The following is a 17,892-nucleotide window of genomic DNA, read 5'->3' as shown; positions in this document are numbered from 1 at the left end:
TTCCCGCAAGGATCAGACCTTGGATCATTTTGATTATGTAGACGGCGCCATGCAGGTGGAGCAGGTGCCGCTGACGGAGATTGCGCAGCAGGTCGGGACGCCGGTCTATGTCTATTCTACCGCGACGCTGGAACGCCATGTCAGCGTGTTCCGCGAAGGCTTGGCACAACTCGACAATCCGCTGATCGCCTTTGCGGTCAAGGCCAATCCCAATGCGGCCGTGCTGGCGACGCTGGCGAAGCTGGGGCTGGGCGCGGACGTGGTGTCTGGTGGCGAGCTGCTGCGCGCGGTGGCGGCGGGCATCCCGGCCGGCCGCATCGTCTTTTCGGGCGTCGGCAAGACCGCCGCAGAAATGCGGATCGCGCTGGAACAGGGCATCTATCAATTCAATCTGGAGAGCGAACCGGAAGCCGAAATGCTGTCGCAGGTTGCCCTGTCCATGGGGAAGAAGGCGCCTGTCGCCTATCGCATCAACCCCGACGTCGACGCCGGCACCCATGCCAAGATTTCGACCGGCAAGTCGGAGAACAAGTTCGGCATCCCCTATGACCGGGCGTTGGAAAGCTATGCCGCCGCGCGTGACCTGCCGGGGCTGGATGTCCAGGGCGTCGCCGTCCATATCGGCAGCCAGCTGACCGACCTTGCGCCGCTGGAGGCGGCCTTCGTCAAGGTCGGCGCGCTGATCGAGCAGCTGCGCGCTGCCGGCCATGACATCCGCACCGCCGACCTAGGCGGCGGCCTGGGCGTGCCCTATAATCCTTCGCAGCCGCTGCCGCCGAGCCCGGCCGATTATGGCGCGATGGTGACGCGGATCACCCGGGATTGGCCGGTGCGGCTGATGTTCGAGCCGGGGCGGGTGATCGTGGGCAATGCGGGCGTGCTGCTGTCGAAGGTGATCCGCGTCAAGCAGGGCGCGCAGGCGCCGTTCGTGATCGTCGATGCGGCGATGAACGACCTGATGCGCCCCAGCCTCTATGATGCGTGGCACGATATCCGGGCGGTGGCGCCCGACGGCAACCGGATCGCGTCGAACGTGGTCGGGCCGGTGTGCGAGACCGGCGATACCTTTGCCATGGGCCGCGACATGGATGTGGTGGCGGCCGGCGACCTGGTCGCCTTCATGACGGCCGGCGCTTATGGCGCGACCATGGCTGGCACCTATAATAGCCGGCCGCTGACGCCCGAAGTGCTGGTATCGGGCGACAAATGGGCGGTCGTGCGCGAACGGCCGCCGGTGCAGGCGCTGATCGACGGCGATATCATTCCGGATTGGGTCGCGGGCTGATGCACAGCCTGCCCGTCTTCCTGCGTCTGGAAGGACGGGCGGTCATGCTGACCGGAAGCGGGGAGGCGGCCGACGCCAAACGCCGTTTGCTGGAGCGTGCCGGTGCCCGCGTCGTGGGCGAGGATGACGGGGAGGCGCGGGTCGCCATCGTGGCGGATGGCGACGAGGGCGTGGTGGCGCGATTGCGCATGCGAGGCGTGCTGGTCAACGCGACCGACAGGCCCGATCTGTGCGATTTTACCCTGCCTGCGATCGTCGACCGCGACCCGGTGCTGATCGCGATCGGCACGGGCGGCGCGTCGGCGGGGCTGGCGGCAGCGTTGCGGCAGCGGATCGAGGCGTTGTTGCCGAGCGGGCTGGGGGGCTTGGCCCGGGCGCTGTTCGCGGCGCGCGGGCAACTGCGCGAATTATGGCCCGATGCCGGTGCGCGGCGGCAGGCGATCGGCAAGGCGCTGGCGCCGGGCGGGGCGATCGATCCGCTGGGATTTGATCCCGATGTCGATTTCTGGCTGGCCGAGAGTCCGGAGGCGGACAATGCCGAGCTATATTATATTCGCCTGTCGTCCGCCGATCCGGATGATCTGACGGTGCGCGATGCCCGGATGCTGGCGCTGGCCGATCGGATCTATCATGATGCGTCGGTCGCGCCGGCGATCCTCGACAGGGCGCGCGCCGATGCGGCGCGTATTGTGGCCGACGGGGCGCCCGACGCGCGTGAGGCCGGCTTGACCCTGTGGATCAGTTCCGCAACGCATTGAGCCGCGCTACTTCGTCCTGCAGCGCCTGGATCGAGGAGACGAGCCGGGCACGATCAACCTGCATCTCCCGCAGCGCCTCCCGGGTTTCGCCCAGTTCCACCGCACGGCGCGCAATGCGGGCATCCAGTCCGGCATTATGGCGACTGAGCGTGCCGAGCCGCTCGGCCCGCGCGCACAGATGACGCAAGCGAGCGTCCAATATGTCGAAATCAAACGGCTTGACGATATGGTCGTCGGCGCCCGCCTCCAGCGCTTCGACCACCGACTGGCCGTCGGCGCGACCGGCCAGCATGACGAAGCAGGCATGCGGGACAAGGGCGGTGGCTCGGATCTTCTGCATCGTCACGATGGCGGGCAGTACGGCAAGGTCCATGTCGATCAACACGATGTCGACGGGGCGGGTGACCAGCAGATTAAGTGCCACAAAGCCATTTTCGGCCACGGCGACGTCATAGTTAAGATAGGACAGGCGGCGGGCGATGACGCCGCGCGCAGTGGAATTTTCATCGATCAGCAGGGCACGCAGCCGACGTGGCGGCTGCGCGTCCTTTTCCCGTGCGTCTTGATCGGCATGACGGATGCGATTGCGCTTGAAAAACGGCATTGAGTCCCAACTCCTGCGGGCCGTCAGGATAGGAACAGCCTGCAAAGAAATGGTTAATATGGGGCGTCGCGATTAAATCGATTTAATTGGCCGCATGCCCGGATCGCCCATAGCCTGTCCTGGATCTAAGGCGTTTTCGACAGGGGAATGACGATGCCGCAGGACATAGTGCCGCTTGCGATAGATGATATCGCCGACATGGATGACGGCGCCAGCCTGTTCAGTCTTGAGGATGGCGATGTGCTGGACATCAGCCTGATGGATGTGGTCATTGCCATCATCACCCGGCCATCATGACGATCGACGATCTGGCCGGTGCGGTGGCCCAGGCCGATGCTGCGCCGCTGGATCTGGCTGTCGCGCTGATCCGTCCCTTTATTGCGGACATTGGCTGGCTGGAGGGGCTGTTGGTGCGGGAATGCGCCGCTCTGGCCGTCGATCCGCAGCATATGCCGCCTTGGCGGGCCAGCCGGCGTGGCGGCGCCCGCCATCTGGTGCTGGCGCGGACGGAGCGGATATGGGTGAGCGCCAGTTGCATCGACCCTGCGCGGGACGAGGCGGCGCACCCTGATCGCGTCCACCTGTCGGGCCGTTATACGCTGTGTCGGCCGTTGGGGCGCCCTTTGCGGGGGCGGGATTTTCAGTTGAGGGATGGCAGGCTGGTGCCGACGGGCGTCGTGGCCTGCGCTGCGGGCAGCTGGTTCGAGCGAGATGAGCGGAGCGAGACCGTAAGGATCATGCCGGAATCAGGGAGGGTGCTGTTGTTGCGGGCGCAGGTTGCGCCGCCCGGCGCCGTTGTCGCGGGCCTGTATGACATGGCGGACGGCATGCCGACCGTCCGCGCGCAGGTGGATGAGGGACATGCCCGCCTGCTCATGCTGCTGTCGCTCTTGCGGCTGCAACGGCGAACCGATGCTGCGCCTCTGTTCGAGGCGGCGCTGGATGCGCCGCTGGGCGGGCAGCGATGGGCCGTGATGCGTGAATATCTGGCACTCGATACGGCCCGCGCGCAGCCATCGCTGGAAAAGATGGCGCTGCGTGATCCAGAAGAGAAGGTCCGGGATATGGCGCGGCGTACCATGGCCCAGGCCAGGGCGGTGTCATGCCCCAGGTGATCGATCCGCCGGCCGATGATCGGATGCTCGATCTCGATGGGCTGGTTGACTGGTGCGAGGGGCCGGACTTCGATCCGCGCGATGCAGAGGGGCTGGCCCAGGCCGGCGTGATGTTGCGGGCATTGGCGCGCAATCGGCATTTCCTGGCAGACATGGCGATAGCCGAACTCAAGTCACGCTGCATCGCGCAGCGGCGGGACAATCCCTATTCCGCGCAGGTCCTGCTGCTTCGTCCGCCGTCGCGCCATTATGTGTTGCGTGCCGCCTTCTGGCCGGCGGCATGCGATCATGTCGTGCGGACGAGCGGGACGGCCGCCTTCCTCTATCATGTCCCCCATGATCATGGCTTCGACTTCCTCACCATAGGCTATCTCGGGCCGGGCTATGCGTCGGACCATTATGAATATGATGGCGACACAGTGACCGGCATCGCGGGCGAGCCGGTGGCGCTGCGCTTCATCGCGCGTGATTGCCTGTCGGAAGGGCGAATGCTGCTCTATCGCGCCAATCGCGACGTCCATGTCCAGCATCCGGCGCAATCCTTGTCGGTCTCGTTGAACATCCTCGCCGCAACGCCGGGGCAGGAATGGCGGCGACAATATCGGTTTGATGTCGCCCAGGGCATCATCGCGGAATGTATGACCCTGTCCAGTTCGCAGATGCTGCTGGAACTGGCCGTCGGCAGCGGAACGGGGAACGCCCTCGATCTGGCCGAGGACTTTGCCCGGCGACATCATGAGGATGCGATGCGTCACACGGCCTGGGCTGCGATCGCCGATGTGCAGCCGGACCCGGTTCTGCGCCTTGCTCATCTGGAACAAGGCACGCGCAGCAGCAGCCCGTTAATCCGCCGGGCGAGTCGGACCGCGCTGCAGAATATCCATAATGGACATGAAATGGATTGTTCTGCGCCTGCAGATGCGGTCGGATCGCAGGAGCAAGCGGGCGGCAGATAGGGCGTGCAGGGAACGGTCGAATGCCATGGAATGGAAGCGGATTTCGTGCCGGTGGCGCGGGCGCTTGCCGCACGCGGCCTCGCGCTGCGGATCGCGTCATTGGCGGGAGAGCGCGGCGCGTTGGTCAAGGCCGGCAATGCGGTGATCCTGTGGCAGGCCGTGGATGATCCGGGCGCCCGCGTGCTGGCATTTGAACGCGGCATTCATGATGTCGTGGGACCATGGATGGATCCGCAGGAGGCGACCGCGCGGATTATGCGCCTTGCCATGGCGCCTTTCGAGCCGGCGCGATTGCAGGTCGGTGACCTGGAATTCGCACTGATAGATCGTACCGTCGCGCGGGCCGGCCGGTCCATTCCACTCCTGGCCCGCGAATATGCCCTGCTATTATATCTGGCGCGTCGCCCCGGCGAAGCCGTCAGTCGCCGGAGTCTGCTCGAGGCGGTTTGGCGGATCGATTTCGATCCCGGTACCAATAGCGTCGAAGTGCATGTGTCGCGCCTGCGGGCGAAACTCGACCGGGATTTTGAATGGCCCATGTTGCGAACGTTGAAGGGGCAGGGCTATCTGCTGCAGCCGAGACCGGCGGCCGACGATCAGTTCTGAGCCGCCTGTTCCGGGCGATAGGCACGCAGGAATATATCCGCTGCAAATTCAGCGTCGACGTCCATCTGCGCAGTGGTGACCTGGTCGATCTGGCCGATCAGCAGCAACTCGTGGCAACCCGATGTGGTCAGCCGCATCAGAACCCGGGCCGCATCCTCCGGATCGGCACGCCGCAATTGTCCACGGTCCATCGCGCCTTCCAGAAACCGCGCCAGCAGCATCCGGGTATGGCGCGGCGCCATGTCATAGAAAATGCGGCTGATCTCGGGAAAACGGCTGCCTTCCGATGCGATCAGCCGGTGAAGGGCGATGGCCTGGGGCGAGGTCACCTTCTCCAGCAGGCTGAAACTGATCCTTCGCAACGTCGGGGCCAGTTCTCCGCCCGGATCCAATATTTCCGAAAGACGTGCCCGATAGGCGCTGGTCGCATTTTCGAGAACGGCGCGAAATAATTCCTCCTTGGAAGGGAAATAATTCCACAACGTGCCCTTGGACCCCCCCAATATGGCCGCGATGCCCGACATGCTGGTCGCGGCATAGCCATTTTCCAGGAAATGCTGGGCCGCGACGGCCAGTATCGCCTCGCGTCGGTCAAGGCGGCGCGCCTCGCGGCGGCTGAGAAGAGAGGGCTTTCCACAGCGTGTCATGAAACTGTACCATAGAGTACGCTATTTATATTGACAAGGGCAGGACGGCGCGGCAAACGCGATTTTCATACTGGATGGTACGGTTTGATATGTCCGTGAGTCGCATCACTTTTTCTGCTCGAACCGGCGTTCTGGCGGCCACCGCGCTGCTTTTGTCCGGCTGTGCTTCTATTCCCGATCTAGGCCCCAAGCCCGAGGTCCGCACACCTCAGGCTGTCGCGGCGCAGCAAAGCCTGGCAGCCGCCGCTACGGCGTGGCCGGGTGATGGCTGGTGGAAAGGCTATGGCGATCCGCAACTGGGCGTATTGATCGAGGAAGGGTTGAACGGTTCGCCCGACGTCGCCGCAGCTGCCGCGCGGTTGCGCAAGGCGGCCGGCATGGCGCAGCAGGCCGGGGCGGCATTGCTGCCCAGCCTTGACGCGCAAGGCTCGCCCACGCTCGACAAGCAGAGCTATAATAACGGTTTCCCCAAGGAATTCGTACCCAAGGGGTGGCAGGATCGCGGTCAGGTCGCTGCGTCGCTGAATTTTGACATCGATCTATGGGGCAAGAACCGGGCCGCGCTGGCAGCGGCGACGTCGGAGCGGCAGGCCGCCGAAATCGATGTTGCGCAGGCGCGATTGATGCTGTCGACCGGTATTGCCGATGCCTATGCCGACCTGGCCCGCCTCTATGCCGAGCGCGATACCAGTGCAGCGGCGCTGGACATCCGGACTGCGACGCAAAAGCTGACGGATGACCGGGTGCGCAGCGGCCTGGACACGCGCGGTGACCTGCGCCAGTCGGAATCGGAAGTGGCAACGTCGCGCGCCAACCTGGCCGCCGCCGACGAGCAGATAGCGCTGCGCCGCAACCAGATCGCCGCACTGCTGGGTGCCGGGCCGGATCGCGGCCTGACCATCGCCCGCCCGGCAATCGCCAGCCTTAATGCGCGTGGCCTGCCTGCAGGGATCACCACCGACCTGGTCGGGCGCCGTCCCGATGTGGCCGCTGCGCGTGCCCGGGTCGAGGCGGCTGCCAGCCGGATCAAGGTCGCGCGGGCAGATTTCTTCCCGGCGATCAGTATTTCCGGCCTGATCGGCGCCCAGTCGCTGGGGCTGGAATATCTGTTCAAGAAGGATTCGATCTACGGCAATGTCGGTCCGGCGATCAGCCTGCCGCTTTTCCATGGGGGTGCGCTGTCGGGCCAGTATCGCGGTGCCCGCGCCACCTATGACGAGGCGGTGGCGACCTATGACGGAACGGTCATCGATGCCTATCGCGAAGTCGCCGATACGGTGACCAGCCAGAAGGCGCTCGACGATCGATTGCGCGAAAGCCATGCGGCGCTGACTGCGTCGGAAGAAGCCTATGCGATCGCGCGCAAGCGGTATGAAGGCGGGCTTTCCACCTATCTGCAGGTGCTGGTGGTTCAGGAGAGGCTGCTGACTGCCCGTCAGGTCGTCGCCCAACTCGACAGCCGTGCCTTCTCGCTCGACGTTGCCCTCATTCGCGCGCTGGGTGGCGGTTTCGCCGCCGGAGCCGCACTCTCCAAGGATGGTCCCAATGGCTGAAGCCGCCACCCCGAACAATGCAGACGCCGATCAGATTACCGAGGCGCGTGGCAATGCCCGCAAGACCTGGCTGACTCGTCTCGCCTTTGCCGTGCTGATCGTCGGCCTGCTCTGGGCCGCCTATTATTTCCTGATCGGCCGCAATCATGTCAGCACCGATAACGCCTATGTGAATGCTGAAGTGGCGCAGGTCACGCCGTTGATCTCCGCCCAGGCGATCGAGGTGAATGTCAGCGACACCCAGGCGGTCAAGCGCGGCGATATCCTGGTCAAGCTGGACCCGACCAATGCCCGGATCGCCGTGGCGCAGGCCGAGGCCGACCTGGCCGATGCGCGTCGCCGTTTTCGTCAGACCAGCGCGACCAGCGGTTCGCTGGCGGCGCAGGTCAAGGCGCGCGGCGCCGATATCGTGCAGGCGCGGGCGCAACTGGCGACGGCCCAGGCCGATTTCGACAAGGCGCGTGTGGATCTGCAACGGCGCGAGGCGCTGGCACCGGCTGGTGCCGTGTCGGGCGACGAACTGACGACCGCGCGCAAAAGCTATGCCGCCGCCAAGGCCGCACTCGATCTGGCCCGCGCGGGCGTCGAGACGGCGCAGGCGACCCAAGGCGCCGCCGAAGGGCAGTTGGAGGCGAATGACGCGCTGATCCGCGGTTCGACCGAGGATACCGATCCTGCCGTCCTGGCCGCCAAGGCAAAGCTGGAAAATGCGAAGCTCGACCTGGATCGCTCGATTATCCGGGCGCCGATCGATGGTGTCGTGACCAAGCGCGCGGTCCAGATCGGCCAGCGCGTCGCACAGGGTAGCCCGATCATGAGCATCGTTCCCCTGTCGCAGGTCTATGTCGACGCCAATTTCAAGGAACGGCAGCTCCGCCAGGTGAAGGTGGGCATGCCCGCCACGGTCGTGGCCGACATTTATGGCGGCGACGTGGTGTATCATGGCAAGGTCGTCGGCTTCTCCGGCGGCACCGGTTCGTCGCTGTCGCTGATCCCGGCGCAGAACGCGACCGGCAACTGGATCAAGGTGGTCCAGCGCCTGCCGGTGCGCATTGCGCTCGATCCCAAGGAACTGGCCGAACACCCGCTGCGCGTGGGCCTGTCCACCGAAGTCGAGATCGACCTGGCCGGCGAGTGAACCGGCCTAGCAAGGGAGCAGAGGCGTGAGCGGCCCCGAAACCTATAATCTGCTCTCGCCACGCACCCGCACGCTTGCCGGGCTGGTGCTGGCGCTGAGCAACTTCATGGTCGTGCTCGACCTGACCATCGCCAACGTATCGGTGCCGCATATCGCCGGTAACCTGGGTATTTCGGGCGACCAGGGCACCTGGATCATCACATCCTATGCGGTGGCGGAGGCGATCTGCGTGCCGCTGACCGGCTGGCTGGCGCTGCGTTTCGGCGTGGTGCGCACCTTCATCATGGCGATGATCGGCTTTGGCTTCTTCTCGATGATGTGCGGCCTGTCGAGCACGTTGGGCATGATCGTCGCGGCCCGCCTGGGGCAGGGCATTTGCGGCGGGCCGATCATGCCGATGTCGCAGACGCTGTTGCTGCGCATCTTCCCGCCCGAACTGCGGCCGCGTGCCATGGGCCTGTGGGCGATGACGACGCTGCTGGGGCCAGCCATGGGGCCGATCGTCGGTGGCTATATCAGCGACAATTGGAGCTGGCACTGGATCTTCTTCATCAACCTGCCGATCGCGGCGCTGTGCGTGTTCGCGGCGATGGCGATGCTGCGGCCGGTGGAGACGGAGACGGCGCACCAACCGATCGACAAAATGGGCCTGTTCCTCCTGGTATTCTGGATCGGCTGCCTGCAGGTCATGCTCGATATCGGCCGTGACCATGACTGGTTCTCCGATCCCAAGATCCTGACGCTGGCGATCCTGGCCGGCATTGGTTTCATCGTCTTCATCATCTGGGAGCTGACCGAAGAGCATCCGATCGTCGATCTGCGGGTGTTCCGGCATATCGGTTTCACATCGGGTGTCTTCACCCTTGCTCTGGCCTTTGGCGCCTATTTTTCCAGTATCGTCGTCATCCCGCAATGGTTGCAGATGTCGATGGGCTATACCGCGACCTGGTCCGGCATCGTCACCGCCTTTACTGCGATGGCGGCGGTGATGAGCGCGCCTTTTGCCGCGCGCTTCACCGGCAAGGTCGATCCGCGTATCATGATTTCGGGCGCGGTCTTCTGGCTGGGCTGCATGACCCTGTGGCGGGCGCACTGGACCAGCGGCATCGATTTCTTCGGGCTGGCGCTGCCGCAGTTCGTGCAGGGCTTTGCCATGCCCTTCTTCATGATCCCGCTGACGACGCTGACCCTGGGGTCGGTACCGCCGAGCGAGACGGCGTCGGCCGCCGGGCTGCAGAATTTCCTGCGGACCATGGCGATCGCGATCGCGACGTCGCTGGTGCTGACCGGGTGGAGCGACAGCCAGCGCGTGTCGCGCAACGAACTGGCGGGTACCTTGCAGCCCGACGATGCGCAGCGCGCGCTGTCGGGCATGGGCATGACGACCGAGCAGATCCGCCAGACCATCTCCAACATCGTCGAGCAGGAGGCGATCGCCATTTCGGTCGACTATGTCTTCTTCATCTCGGCTCTGGTCCTGTTCGCGGCGGCGGTGATCGTCTGGCTGGCGCCCAAGCCGAGCGGGCCGGTGGATACGTCGGCGGCGCACTGATCGCGGCTGCCGAAGCTCATGAAAAAGCCGCCCGTCGCTATCGCAACGGGCGGCTTTTTCTTTGCGTTGATGCTTCGCGTCAGCGGACTGCGGTGGCCCGTTTCTGGCCGTAGAGGAAATAGACGGCAAGGCCGATCGCGTTCCAGATCAGGCAGGCATAGATGGTCTTCATCGGCAGGCTGAAGAACAGATAGGTGCAGCCCAGCACGGCGCCCAGGCCCACCAGCGTCGCCGCCGGGGTGCGGAAGGGGCGTTTCATGTCCGGCGCGCGGCGGCGCAGGATCAGCAGGCAGGCCCCGACGGCAGTGAAGGCGATCAGCGTACCGGCATTGGCGAGCGCGGCGATCTGGTCGATCGGCAGCACGCCGGCGATGATCGCGACCAGGATCGCGGTGACGGCGGTGATGCGGGCGGGCGTGCCGCGCTTAGAGATGCGGGCGAGCGATTGCGGCAGGAAGCCGTCGCGCGCCATCACCAGGAAGATGCGGCTCTGGCCGTAGAGAAAGCCCAGCAGCACTGTCGGCAGGGCGATGACGGCGGCGATCGCCACGATCCGGGCGATCGGCCCCTGGCCCATTTCGCGCAGGATGAGCGCGAGTGGTTCGGGGCTGTCGGCAAAGCGGGTGAAGGGCATGGCGCCCACGGCGGCAGCGGCGACCAGCACATAGATCAATGTGCAGATGATCAGCGAGCCGACGATGCCGATGGCGAGGTCACGGTCCGGGTTCTTGGCTTCCTCCGCCGCGGTCGAGATCGCGTCGAAGCCGTAGAAGGCGAAGAAGATGATCGCGGCCGCCGCCATCACGCCGCGCTCGATGCCGTCAGGCCCCATATGCTTGGCAAAGCCGAAGGGCATGAAGGGTTCGAGATGCTGGGCATCGAAGGCGGGCAGGGCGACCCAGACGAACAGGCTGAGGGTTGCGATCTTGATAAGCACCAGCAGCGTGTTGAGCCGGGCGCTTTCGCGCGTGCCGAACATCAGCAGGGCGGCGACGACACCAATGATGAAGATGGCGGGGATGTTGATGAAGCCGCCAAGCTCCGGCCCCTTGGTCAGCGCCTCGGGAAAGCCGAGCGGGGTGAGGAGCGGGGCGGCATAGCCCGACCAGCCGACGGCCACGGTCGAGACGACCAGCGAATATTCGAGGATCAGGCTCCAGCCGACGATCCAGGCAATGCCTTCGCCCAGCACGACGTAGGAGTAGCTGTAGGCGCTGCCCGCTGCCGGCATCATGGTCGAGAGTTCGGCATAAGCAAGCGCAGCGCAGGCGCAGATCGCGCCGGCAATGGCGAAGGAGACGAGGACGGCGGGGCCGGCACGGTCGGCGCCGACGCCGATCAGGGTGAGAATGCCGGTGCCGACAATCGCGCCGACGCCCAGCGCCAGCAGATGCGGCCAGGACAGGGTGCGTGCCATGCTGTGGCCGCCTCCCTGGGGCGTCATCGCCTCCATTGGCTTGCGACGTGTCCAACTCATGAAATGGCTCCCCCTTTATACGGTCTATGGCGCGTTTGCTGGCGCAAAGCGGAGGGCGGCGCAAGCGTCGAGCCGGGATGTGGCGACTTCTTACAATATCCGCCGCTACCGCTGCGCTAATATTGCGAATGAGCGGGAGGTTGACGCAATGGCGACGGCTATCGGTGTGATCGAGCGGCAGGCGCGCGAGCGGCGCATCTTCACCGGCATGGCCGTGCTGATCGCGGTTACGGTGATCGGCGGCTTTGGCAGCTTTGCGCTGCGGGGCTATGTGGACGTCGCGACGGTGCCCTGGTGGGTGCATGTCCATGCCGCGTCGCTATTGGCCTGGACATTGCTATTCCTGGCGCAGGCATTGTTGGTCGCGCAGCGGCGAACCGATATCCATCGGCAGTTGGGCTGGGTTGCGGCGGGGCTGGCCTGTTTCATGATTCCCTGGGGTGTCGCGACGTCGATCCTGGCGGTGCAGATGGGGCGCGCGCCGCCCTTCTTCGCGCCCGGCATTTTCCTGGTGCTGGGGCCGCTCGACATGCTGGCCTTTGGTGCGCTGACGTTGGCGGGGATATTGTTGCGGCGGCGCAGTGACTGGCACAAGCGGCTGATGCTGTGCGGCACCATCGCCATGCTGGAGCCTGCCTTTGGCCGGATATTGCCGATGCCGCTATTGGGGCCATGGGCGGGCAGTTGCGCGACGCTGATGCAGTTGCTTTATGTCGCGATCGCGATGCGCGGCGACATCGGCCTGCGCGGCGCAGTGCATCCGGCCTATCGCTGGGGGCTGGTCGTCATTGCCGGGCGGCTGGTGCTGGTCGAGGCGCTGGGGCGGACGGCGCTGATCGGCGGGGCGGCCGCCGCACTGGCAGCAGGATAGCAGGCTTGCGCTTTGAGGCGCTTTGGCTTAAGGGCCGCCCTGCATCCGGGACTCTTGTTCTGGAACCCTGACGACTCCAGGATATCCAAGAGGGATATTGAATGGACGCTGGCCGGCGAGGTTTCGCCCGCCGGCGATTTTGTCGTTTTGGGTCTTTGCATGGATTTTCCGGGTTTTGTGCCCGAATTGAGGTGATGATGTTCGATTCGCTAAGCGATCGTCTCGGTGGGGTATTCGACAAGCTGCGTGGGCGCGGTGCGCTTACGGAGGACGATGTCCGTGCCGCGATGCGCGAGGTGCGAATCGCGCTTCTGGAAGCCGATGTGGCGCTGCCCGTCGTCCGCCAGTTCGTCGACCAGGCGACCGAAAAGGCCGTCGGCAGCGATGTGCTGCGCTCGGTCACGCCGGGTCAGATGGTCGTCAAGATCGTCTCCGACACGCTGACCGAAACGCTGGGTGCGGAAACCAGCGACCTGCTGATCGACGTCACCCCGCCCGCCGTCATCATGATGGTCGGCCTGCAGGGGTCGGGCAAGACCACCTCGACCGCGAAGATCGCCAAGCGCCTGAAGGATCGGGAGCGCAAGAAGGTGCTGATGGCGTCGCTCGACGTCCAGCGCCCGGCCGCGCAGGAGCAGCTGGCCGTCCTTGGTACCCAGATCGATGTCGCGACCCTGCCGATCATCGCCGGCCAGCAGCCGGTGGACATCGCCAAGCGCGCGCTGCAGTCGGCCAAGCTGCAGGGCTTCGACGTCGTCATGCTCGACACCGCCGGCCGACTGCATGTCGACCAGGCGCTGATGGACGAGATGAAGGCGGTTGCCGACGTCGCCAACCCGGCGGAAATCCTGCTGGTGGTCGACTCGCTGACCGGCCAGGACGCCGTGAACGTGGCGACCAGCTTCACGAGTCAAGTGCCGCTGACCGGCGTCGTGCTGACCCGTATGGATGGCGATGCCCGTGGCGGCGCGGCGCTGTCGATGCGCGCGGTCACCGGCCGTCCGATCAAGTTCGCCGGCACCGGCGAAAAGCTGGATGCGCTCGAGCCCTTCCATCCGGCCCGCGTTGCCCAGCGCATCCTGGGCATGGGCGATGTCGTCAGCCTGGTCGAGAAGGCGGCCGAGACGATCGACGCCGAGGAAGCCGACAAGCTGGCCAAGAAGATGGCCAAGGGTCAGTTCGACATGAACGACCTGCGCAGTCAGCTCAACCAGATGCGCCGCATGGGCGGGCTGGGCGCACTGGCAGGCATGCTGCCGGGCCTCAAGAAGGCGCAGGCGGCGATGGCCAATAGCGGCGCCAACGACAAGACGCTGCTGCATCTGGATGCGATGATCGGGTCGATGACCCCCAAGGAGCGCGAGAAGCCCGCGCTGATCAACGCCAAGCGCAAGATCCGTATCGCCAAGGGCGCCGGCCGCACCGTGCAGGACGTCAACCGTCTCCTGAAAATGCATCAGGAAATGGAAACGGCGATGAAGAAGATCCGCAAGATGGGCGGCCTCAAGGGGCTGGCCAAGATGTTCACCGGCGGCGGTGGCATGGGTGGTCTTGGCGGCCTGGGTGGTCTTGGCGGCCTGGGTGGTCCGGGCGGCGCGGATGGGCAGGGCGGTCCGCCCGACCTGTCGGGTCTGGGTGGCCTTGGTGGCCTGGGCGGCAACATGCCCAAGCTCCCCCCCGGCTTTCAGAATTTCATGAAGAAATAAGCAATTTTCCTAATTTGGTTTGAGTAGAAAGGTCTAGTTCCATGGCAACCTCCATTCGTCTGTCGCGCGGCGGCTCCAAGAAGCGCCCCTATTACCGCATCGTCGTGGCTGACAGCCGCGCCCCGCGTGACGGCAAGTTCATCGAGCGTATCGGCAGCTACAACCCCGTCCTGCCCAAGGGCGACGAGAAGCGCGTCGTTCTGGACGTCGAGCGTGCGAAGCACTGGGTTGCCGCTGGCGCCCAGCCGACCGACCGCGTTGCCCGCTTCCTGGACGCCGCCGGCGTGAAGGAGCGCGCTGCCCGCAACAATCCGAACAAGGCTGAGCCGGGTCAGAAGGCCAAGGATCGCGCTGAAGATCGCGCTGCCAAGGCTGCCGAGGCTGAAGAAGCCCGCATCGCCGCTGAAGAAGCTGCCAAGGCGCCTGCCGAAGCACCGGCTGAAGAAGCGGCTCCCGCCGAGGAAGCTGCTGCCGAACAGGCCGAGGGCTGATCCTCTTGACCGACAAGCCCGTCACCCTGGCCGCGATCATCGGTGCCCATGGCGTGGCGGGCGAAGTCCGTCTGAAGCTGTTTGGCGAAGGGGCCGACGCCCTGAAGAGCTACAAGAGCTTCGATGCGGCCGGGCGCGTACTGACGTTGAAGTCGGTGCGCGCCGGCCCCAATGGCGCGGTGGCCCGCTTTGCCGAGATTGGCGATCGCGGCGCGGCCGAAGCCATGCGCGGCACGGCGCTGACCGTCCCACGTTCTGCCCTGCCGGCCTTGCCCGAGGGCGAATATTATCATGCCGACCTGGTCGGCCTTCCCTGCACCAGCAGCACCGGCGAGATGCTGGGCGAGATCGTCGCGGTCGAGAATTTCGGCGCCGGCGACATCATCGAGGTGCAGCGGCCGTCGCTAGAGGGCAAGCCCGGCAAGCGCTTCATGGCGCCGATGCACGCGGTGGTGCTGAACGAGAACGGCGCCGTCATCGAGGCGGCTTTTACCGAATAATCAAATGATGCCCCTTGCGATCAAGGGGTTGGATGGCATTCTGGTCCCTTCACTGCTGGGGGATCATCGATGCGCCTTGTTATCTGTCTGCTTCTGCTGGCCGCGCCTCTGACCGACGGAGCCAGGGCGGCCGGCACGAAGCAGATCGATGCTGCCATTCCTGAAATCGACAGGCTCTTTGCGGATTTCCAGGCCGACAGCCATGCGCCTGGCCTGGTCTATGGCATCGTCGCCGACGGCAAGCTGGTCCATGTGAAGGGCTTTGGCGTGCAAGATTTGGTGCAAAAGCGCCCAGTGACGCCCGACAGCCTGTTCCGGATTGCGTCAATGACCAAGGCGTTCACCGCCCTGTCGATCCTGAAGCTGCGCGAGGAGGGGAAGCTCTCGCTCGACGATCTGGCCGAGAAATATGTGCCGGAAATGCGCGGCTGGACCTATGCCACCAAGGATAGCCCGCGCATCCGTATCCGCGACTTGCTGACCCACAGCGCGGGCTTTGTCGACGACAATCCCTGGGGCGACCGACAGACGCCGCTGCCGGATGCGGACTTTACCAGGATGCTGGCGCAGGGCGTGCCGATGAGCAGCGCACCCGGCACCCATTATGAATATAGCAATTTCGGCTTTGCCGTGCTGGGGCGGATCGTCGCCAATATATCCGGCATGGCCTATCGCCGCTATGTTGAACAAAGCCTGCTGGGGCCGTTGGGCATGGCGTCGAGCGGCTATCAGGTCAGCGAATGGCCGGTCGAGCGGCGGGCGCTGGGCTATCGCTGGGAGGATGGCCGCTGGAAGCGCGAGCCGGACATGGCCGATGGTGCATTCGGTGCGATGGGCGGGCTGCAGACCAGCGCCAAAGACTATGCGCGCTGGGTCGCCTTCCTGTTGTCGGCCTGGCCGCCGCGCGACGATGCGGAGAGCGGGCCGCTATCCCGGGCTTCGGTGCGGATGCTGGCGGAGGGCAGCAATTTCATGGGCGTGGCCCAGCGCAACGGCAGGAGCGGGCCGACGGCGTGCCGCCAGGCGGCTGCCTATGGCTTTGCCATGCGGATTGCGCAGGATTGTGACCTGGGCCTTACCCTGGCCCATGGCGGCGGTTATCCGGGCTATGGCAGCCATGTGATGCTGATGCCCGATTATGGCGTCGGCATCTTCGTCTTCACCAACCGCACCTATAATGGCGGGGCGAGCGCCGCTTGGGATGCCGCGGTGGCATTGCAGAAGGCCGGGGCGCTGATCGCCCGACCGGTGCCGGTGACGCCGCTGCTGGCGCAAGCCTATGCCAGCGCGGGACGCATCTATGCGACAGGCGATGTGCTGGCGGCAAAGGAGGCTCTGGCCACGAATGTTCTGATGGATGTCGATGCCGAGCATTGGAGCAGGCGGCTGGCAGCATTGAAGGACGAAGTGGGAGCCTGCCAGGTGGACGCGCCGGTGACGGCGACCGGCAATCTGGCGGGCAAGTTCACCTGGCCCTGCGAGAAGGGCAGGGTGGCGGGCAGCCTGCTGCTGGCGCCGACCGCGACGGCGCAGATACAGGAGCTGAAACTGGAGGTGAAGGCGCCCTGATCGGACCGCTATCGGCTGTTTCCCCTGCGATGAAAATGCTCTAGGCGCGCTGTCATGGCGCAAATATTGACCGCAATCTATCTGCTGATGATGCTGGCCGGGGGCTGGCGGCTGTTCGGTCTGAGCTGGCCGCGCTGGGTGAAGGTGCTGGTGGCGATTGGGCTGGTCTGCCCCTTGCCGCTTCTGGTGCTGTTGCCGGGTATGTTGCACCCCGAGCGGCCATTTGCCGACATGTTGCGGATGATCGGCCTGGTGATGTTGGGCTGTGGCGCGCTCTGCCTGATTGGCGGGCTGTCCGCTGCGCGGTTGCGAGCACGCCGGCGATGAGCTTTGCCGCGCAGATCCTGACCCTCTATCCCGAGATGTTCCCGGGGCCGCTGGGCGTGTCGCTCGCTGGGCGGGCGCTGGCCGAAGGGAAATGGTCGTGCGATCCGATCCAGATGCGTGGCTTTGCCACCGACAAGCATCGCACTGTCGACGATACGCCGGCAGGCGGTGGGGCCGGCATGGTGCTGAAGCCCGATATATTGGCGCGTGGTATCGACCATGCGCTGGAACGGCGGCCGGACCTGCCGGTGATTGCGATGACGCCGCGTGGGGCGCCGATCACCCAGGCGCGGGTGCGGGCGCTGGCCGACGGCCCGGGCGTGACGCTGCTGTGCGGTCGGTTCGAGGGGTTTGACGAGCGGATTTTCGAGGCCCGGCCGATCGAGCAGATATCGATGGGGGACATCATTCTGTCCGGCGGGGAAATGGGCGCGCTGATGCTGCTCGATGCTTGCATCCGCCTGCTTCCCGGTGTAATGGGCGCCGCTTCCAGCGGTGTCGAAGAATCCTTTGAAACGGGTTTGCTCGAATATCCGCATTATACCCGACCGGTAGAATGGGAGGGGCGCACGATCCCGCAAGTGTTGCGATCGGGGGATCATGCGAAGATCGCCGCCTGGCGGAAACAACAGGCGGAGGCAGATACACGGCTAAGGCGGCCGGACCTTTGGGAACGCCATATTGGTGTTCGGGACCAGTCGCCCTCTGGTGCGCAGCAAAAGACTTGAGGACTGACG

The 17,892-nt window shown here is 65.1% G+C and carries 19 protein-coding genes; 16 read left to right on the top strand and 3 right to left on the bottom strand.

Annotation, left to right across the window (positions count from 1 at the left end):
• Positions 1–19: 19 nt before the first annotated feature.
• Positions 20–1,285 (top strand): diaminopimelate decarboxylase, encoded by a 1,266-nt coding sequence (gene lysA, locus PMI04_RS16760; RefSeq protein WP_007714250.1) that lies wholly within the window; start codon positions 20–22, stop codon positions 1,283–1,285.
• Positions 1,285–2,043, top strand: coding sequence for a siroheme synthase (locus PMI04_RS16755; RefSeq protein WP_007714252.1), 759 nt, complete (start codon positions 1,285–1,287; stop codon positions 2,041–2,043). Before lysA ends, PMI04_RS16755 begins: the two co-directional genes overlap by 1 nt.
• On the opposite strand, the gene PMI04_RS16750 is transcribed toward PMI04_RS16755, so the two are convergent.
• Positions 2,024–2,647, bottom strand: a complete 624-nt coding sequence (locus PMI04_RS16750) for a response regulator (protein ID WP_007714255.1) — start codon at positions 2,645–2,647, stop codon at positions 2,024–2,026. The genes PMI04_RS16755 and PMI04_RS16750 overlap by 20 nt on opposite strands.
• 153 nt (positions 2,648–2,800) lie before the next feature.
• On the opposite strand from PMI04_RS16750, the gene PMI04_RS16745 reads away from it, so the two are divergent.
• Genes PMI04_RS16745 through PMI04_RS16730 form a run of 4 tightly spaced genes read left to right on the top strand, consistent with a single transcriptional unit; the run spans position 2,801 to position 5,324 of the window.
• Positions 2,801–2,944, top strand: a complete 144-nt coding sequence (locus tag PMI04_RS16745) for a hypothetical protein (RefSeq protein WP_007714258.1) — start codon at positions 2,801–2,803, stop codon at positions 2,942–2,944.
• Entirely contained in the window at positions 2,941–3,762 is an 822-nt protein-coding gene (locus PMI04_RS16740) for a hypothetical protein (RefSeq protein WP_007714261.1), read from the top strand. Before PMI04_RS16745 ends, PMI04_RS16740 begins: the two co-directional genes overlap by 4 nt.
• Positions 3,750–4,718: a hypothetical protein gene (locus PMI04_RS16735; protein WP_007714264.1), complete on the top strand. Its 969-nt coding sequence runs from the start codon at positions 3,750–3,752 to the stop codon at positions 4,716–4,718. The genes PMI04_RS16740 and PMI04_RS16735 overlap by 13 nt, the downstream gene beginning before the upstream one ends.
• Positions 4,719–4,748: 30 nt before the next feature.
• Complete coding sequence (locus PMI04_RS16730) at positions 4,749–5,324, top strand: response regulator transcription factor (RefSeq protein ID WP_007714267.1); 576 nt, start codon at positions 4,749–4,751, stop codon at positions 5,322–5,324.
• On the opposite strand, the gene PMI04_RS16725 is transcribed toward PMI04_RS16730, so the two are convergent.
• On the bottom strand, positions 5,315–5,971 hold the full coding sequence (locus PMI04_RS16725) for a TetR/AcrR family transcriptional regulator (protein WP_007714270.1): 657 nt from the start codon (positions 5,969–5,971) through the stop codon (positions 5,315–5,317). The two genes, PMI04_RS16730 and PMI04_RS16725, sit on opposite strands and share 10 nt — an antisense overlap.
• An 89-nt stretch (positions 5,972–6,060) precedes the next feature.
• Between PMI04_RS16725 and PMI04_RS16720 the strand changes: the two genes are divergently transcribed.
• From PMI04_RS16720 to PMI04_RS16710, 3 genes are read left to right on the top strand one after another with little or no spacing between them, the layout of a single operon-like run.
• Complete coding sequence (locus PMI04_RS16720) at positions 6,061–7,524, top strand: efflux transporter outer membrane subunit (RefSeq protein WP_007714273.1); 1,464 nt, start codon at positions 6,061–6,063, stop codon at positions 7,522–7,524.
• Positions 7,517–8,662, top strand: a complete 1,146-nt coding sequence (locus PMI04_RS16715) for an EmrA/EmrK family multidrug efflux transporter periplasmic adaptor subunit (RefSeq protein ID WP_007714276.1) — start codon at positions 7,517–7,519, stop codon at positions 8,660–8,662. Before PMI04_RS16720 ends, PMI04_RS16715 begins: the two co-directional genes overlap by 8 nt.
• Positions 8,663–8,687: 25 nt before the next feature.
• Positions 8,688–10,214 (top strand): DHA2 family efflux MFS transporter permease subunit, encoded by a 1,527-nt coding sequence (locus PMI04_RS16710; protein ID WP_007714279.1) that lies wholly within the window; start codon positions 8,688–8,690, stop codon positions 10,212–10,214.
• Positions 10,215–10,293: 79 nt separating this feature from the next.
• On the opposite strand, the gene PMI04_RS16705 is transcribed toward PMI04_RS16710, so the two are convergent.
• A complete protein-coding gene (locus PMI04_RS16705) occupies positions 10,294–11,691 on the bottom strand; it encodes an amino acid permease (RefSeq protein ID WP_007714281.1) in 1,398 nt (465 codons plus the stop codon).
• A 148-nt stretch (positions 11,692–11,839) separates the two neighbouring features.
• Here PMI04_RS16705 and PMI04_RS16700 point away from each other — a divergent pair, with 148 nt between their 5' ends.
• From PMI04_RS16700 to trmD, 7 genes are all read left to right on the top strand, one after another.
• Positions 11,840–12,562: a hypothetical protein gene (locus PMI04_RS16700; RefSeq protein WP_007714284.1), complete on the top strand. Its 723-nt coding sequence runs from the start codon at positions 11,840–11,842 to the stop codon at positions 12,560–12,562.
• A 194-nt stretch (positions 12,563–12,756) separates the two neighbouring features.
• A complete protein-coding gene (ffh, locus tag PMI04_RS16695; protein ID WP_037487261.1) occupies positions 12,757–14,268 on the top strand; it encodes a signal recognition particle protein in 1,512 nt (503 codons plus the stop codon).
• A gap of 41 nt (positions 14,269–14,309) precedes the next feature.
• Positions 14,310–14,759, top strand: a complete 450-nt coding sequence (gene rpsP, locus PMI04_RS16690) for a 30S ribosomal protein S16 (protein WP_007714287.1) — start codon at positions 14,310–14,312, stop codon at positions 14,757–14,759.
• 5 nt (positions 14,760–14,764) lie between these two features.
• Positions 14,765–15,259 carry a ribosome maturation factor RimM gene (gene rimM, locus PMI04_RS16685; RefSeq protein ID WP_007714288.1) on the top strand — a complete coding sequence of 165 codons (495 nt, stop codon included), beginning with the start codon at positions 14,765–14,767 and terminating at the stop codon, positions 15,257–15,259.
• Positions 15,260–15,328: 69 nt separating this feature from the next.
• On the top strand, positions 15,329–16,828 hold the full coding sequence (locus PMI04_RS16680) for a serine hydrolase domain-containing protein (RefSeq protein WP_007714289.1): 1,500 nt from the start codon (positions 15,329–15,331) through the stop codon (positions 16,826–16,828).
• Positions 16,829–16,882: 54 nt separating this feature from the next.
• Positions 16,883–17,155, top strand: a complete 273-nt coding sequence (locus tag PMI04_RS16675; RefSeq protein ID WP_007714290.1) for a hypothetical protein — start codon at positions 16,883–16,885, stop codon at positions 17,153–17,155.
• Positions 17,152–17,883 (top strand): tRNA (guanosine(37)-N1)-methyltransferase TrmD, encoded by a 732-nt coding sequence (gene trmD, locus PMI04_RS16670; RefSeq protein WP_007714291.1) that lies wholly within the window; start codon positions 17,152–17,154, stop codon positions 17,881–17,883. Before PMI04_RS16675 ends, trmD begins: the two co-directional genes overlap by 4 nt.
• Positions 17,884–17,892: the final 9 nt, after the last annotated feature.

The sequence above is a fragment of the Sphingobium sp. AP49 genome, assembly GCF_000281715.2.
Taxonomy (GTDB): Bacteria; Pseudomonadota; Alphaproteobacteria; order Sphingomonadales; family Sphingomonadaceae; genus Sphingobium.
This window is presented reverse-complemented; position numbering and strand designations above follow the sequence as displayed.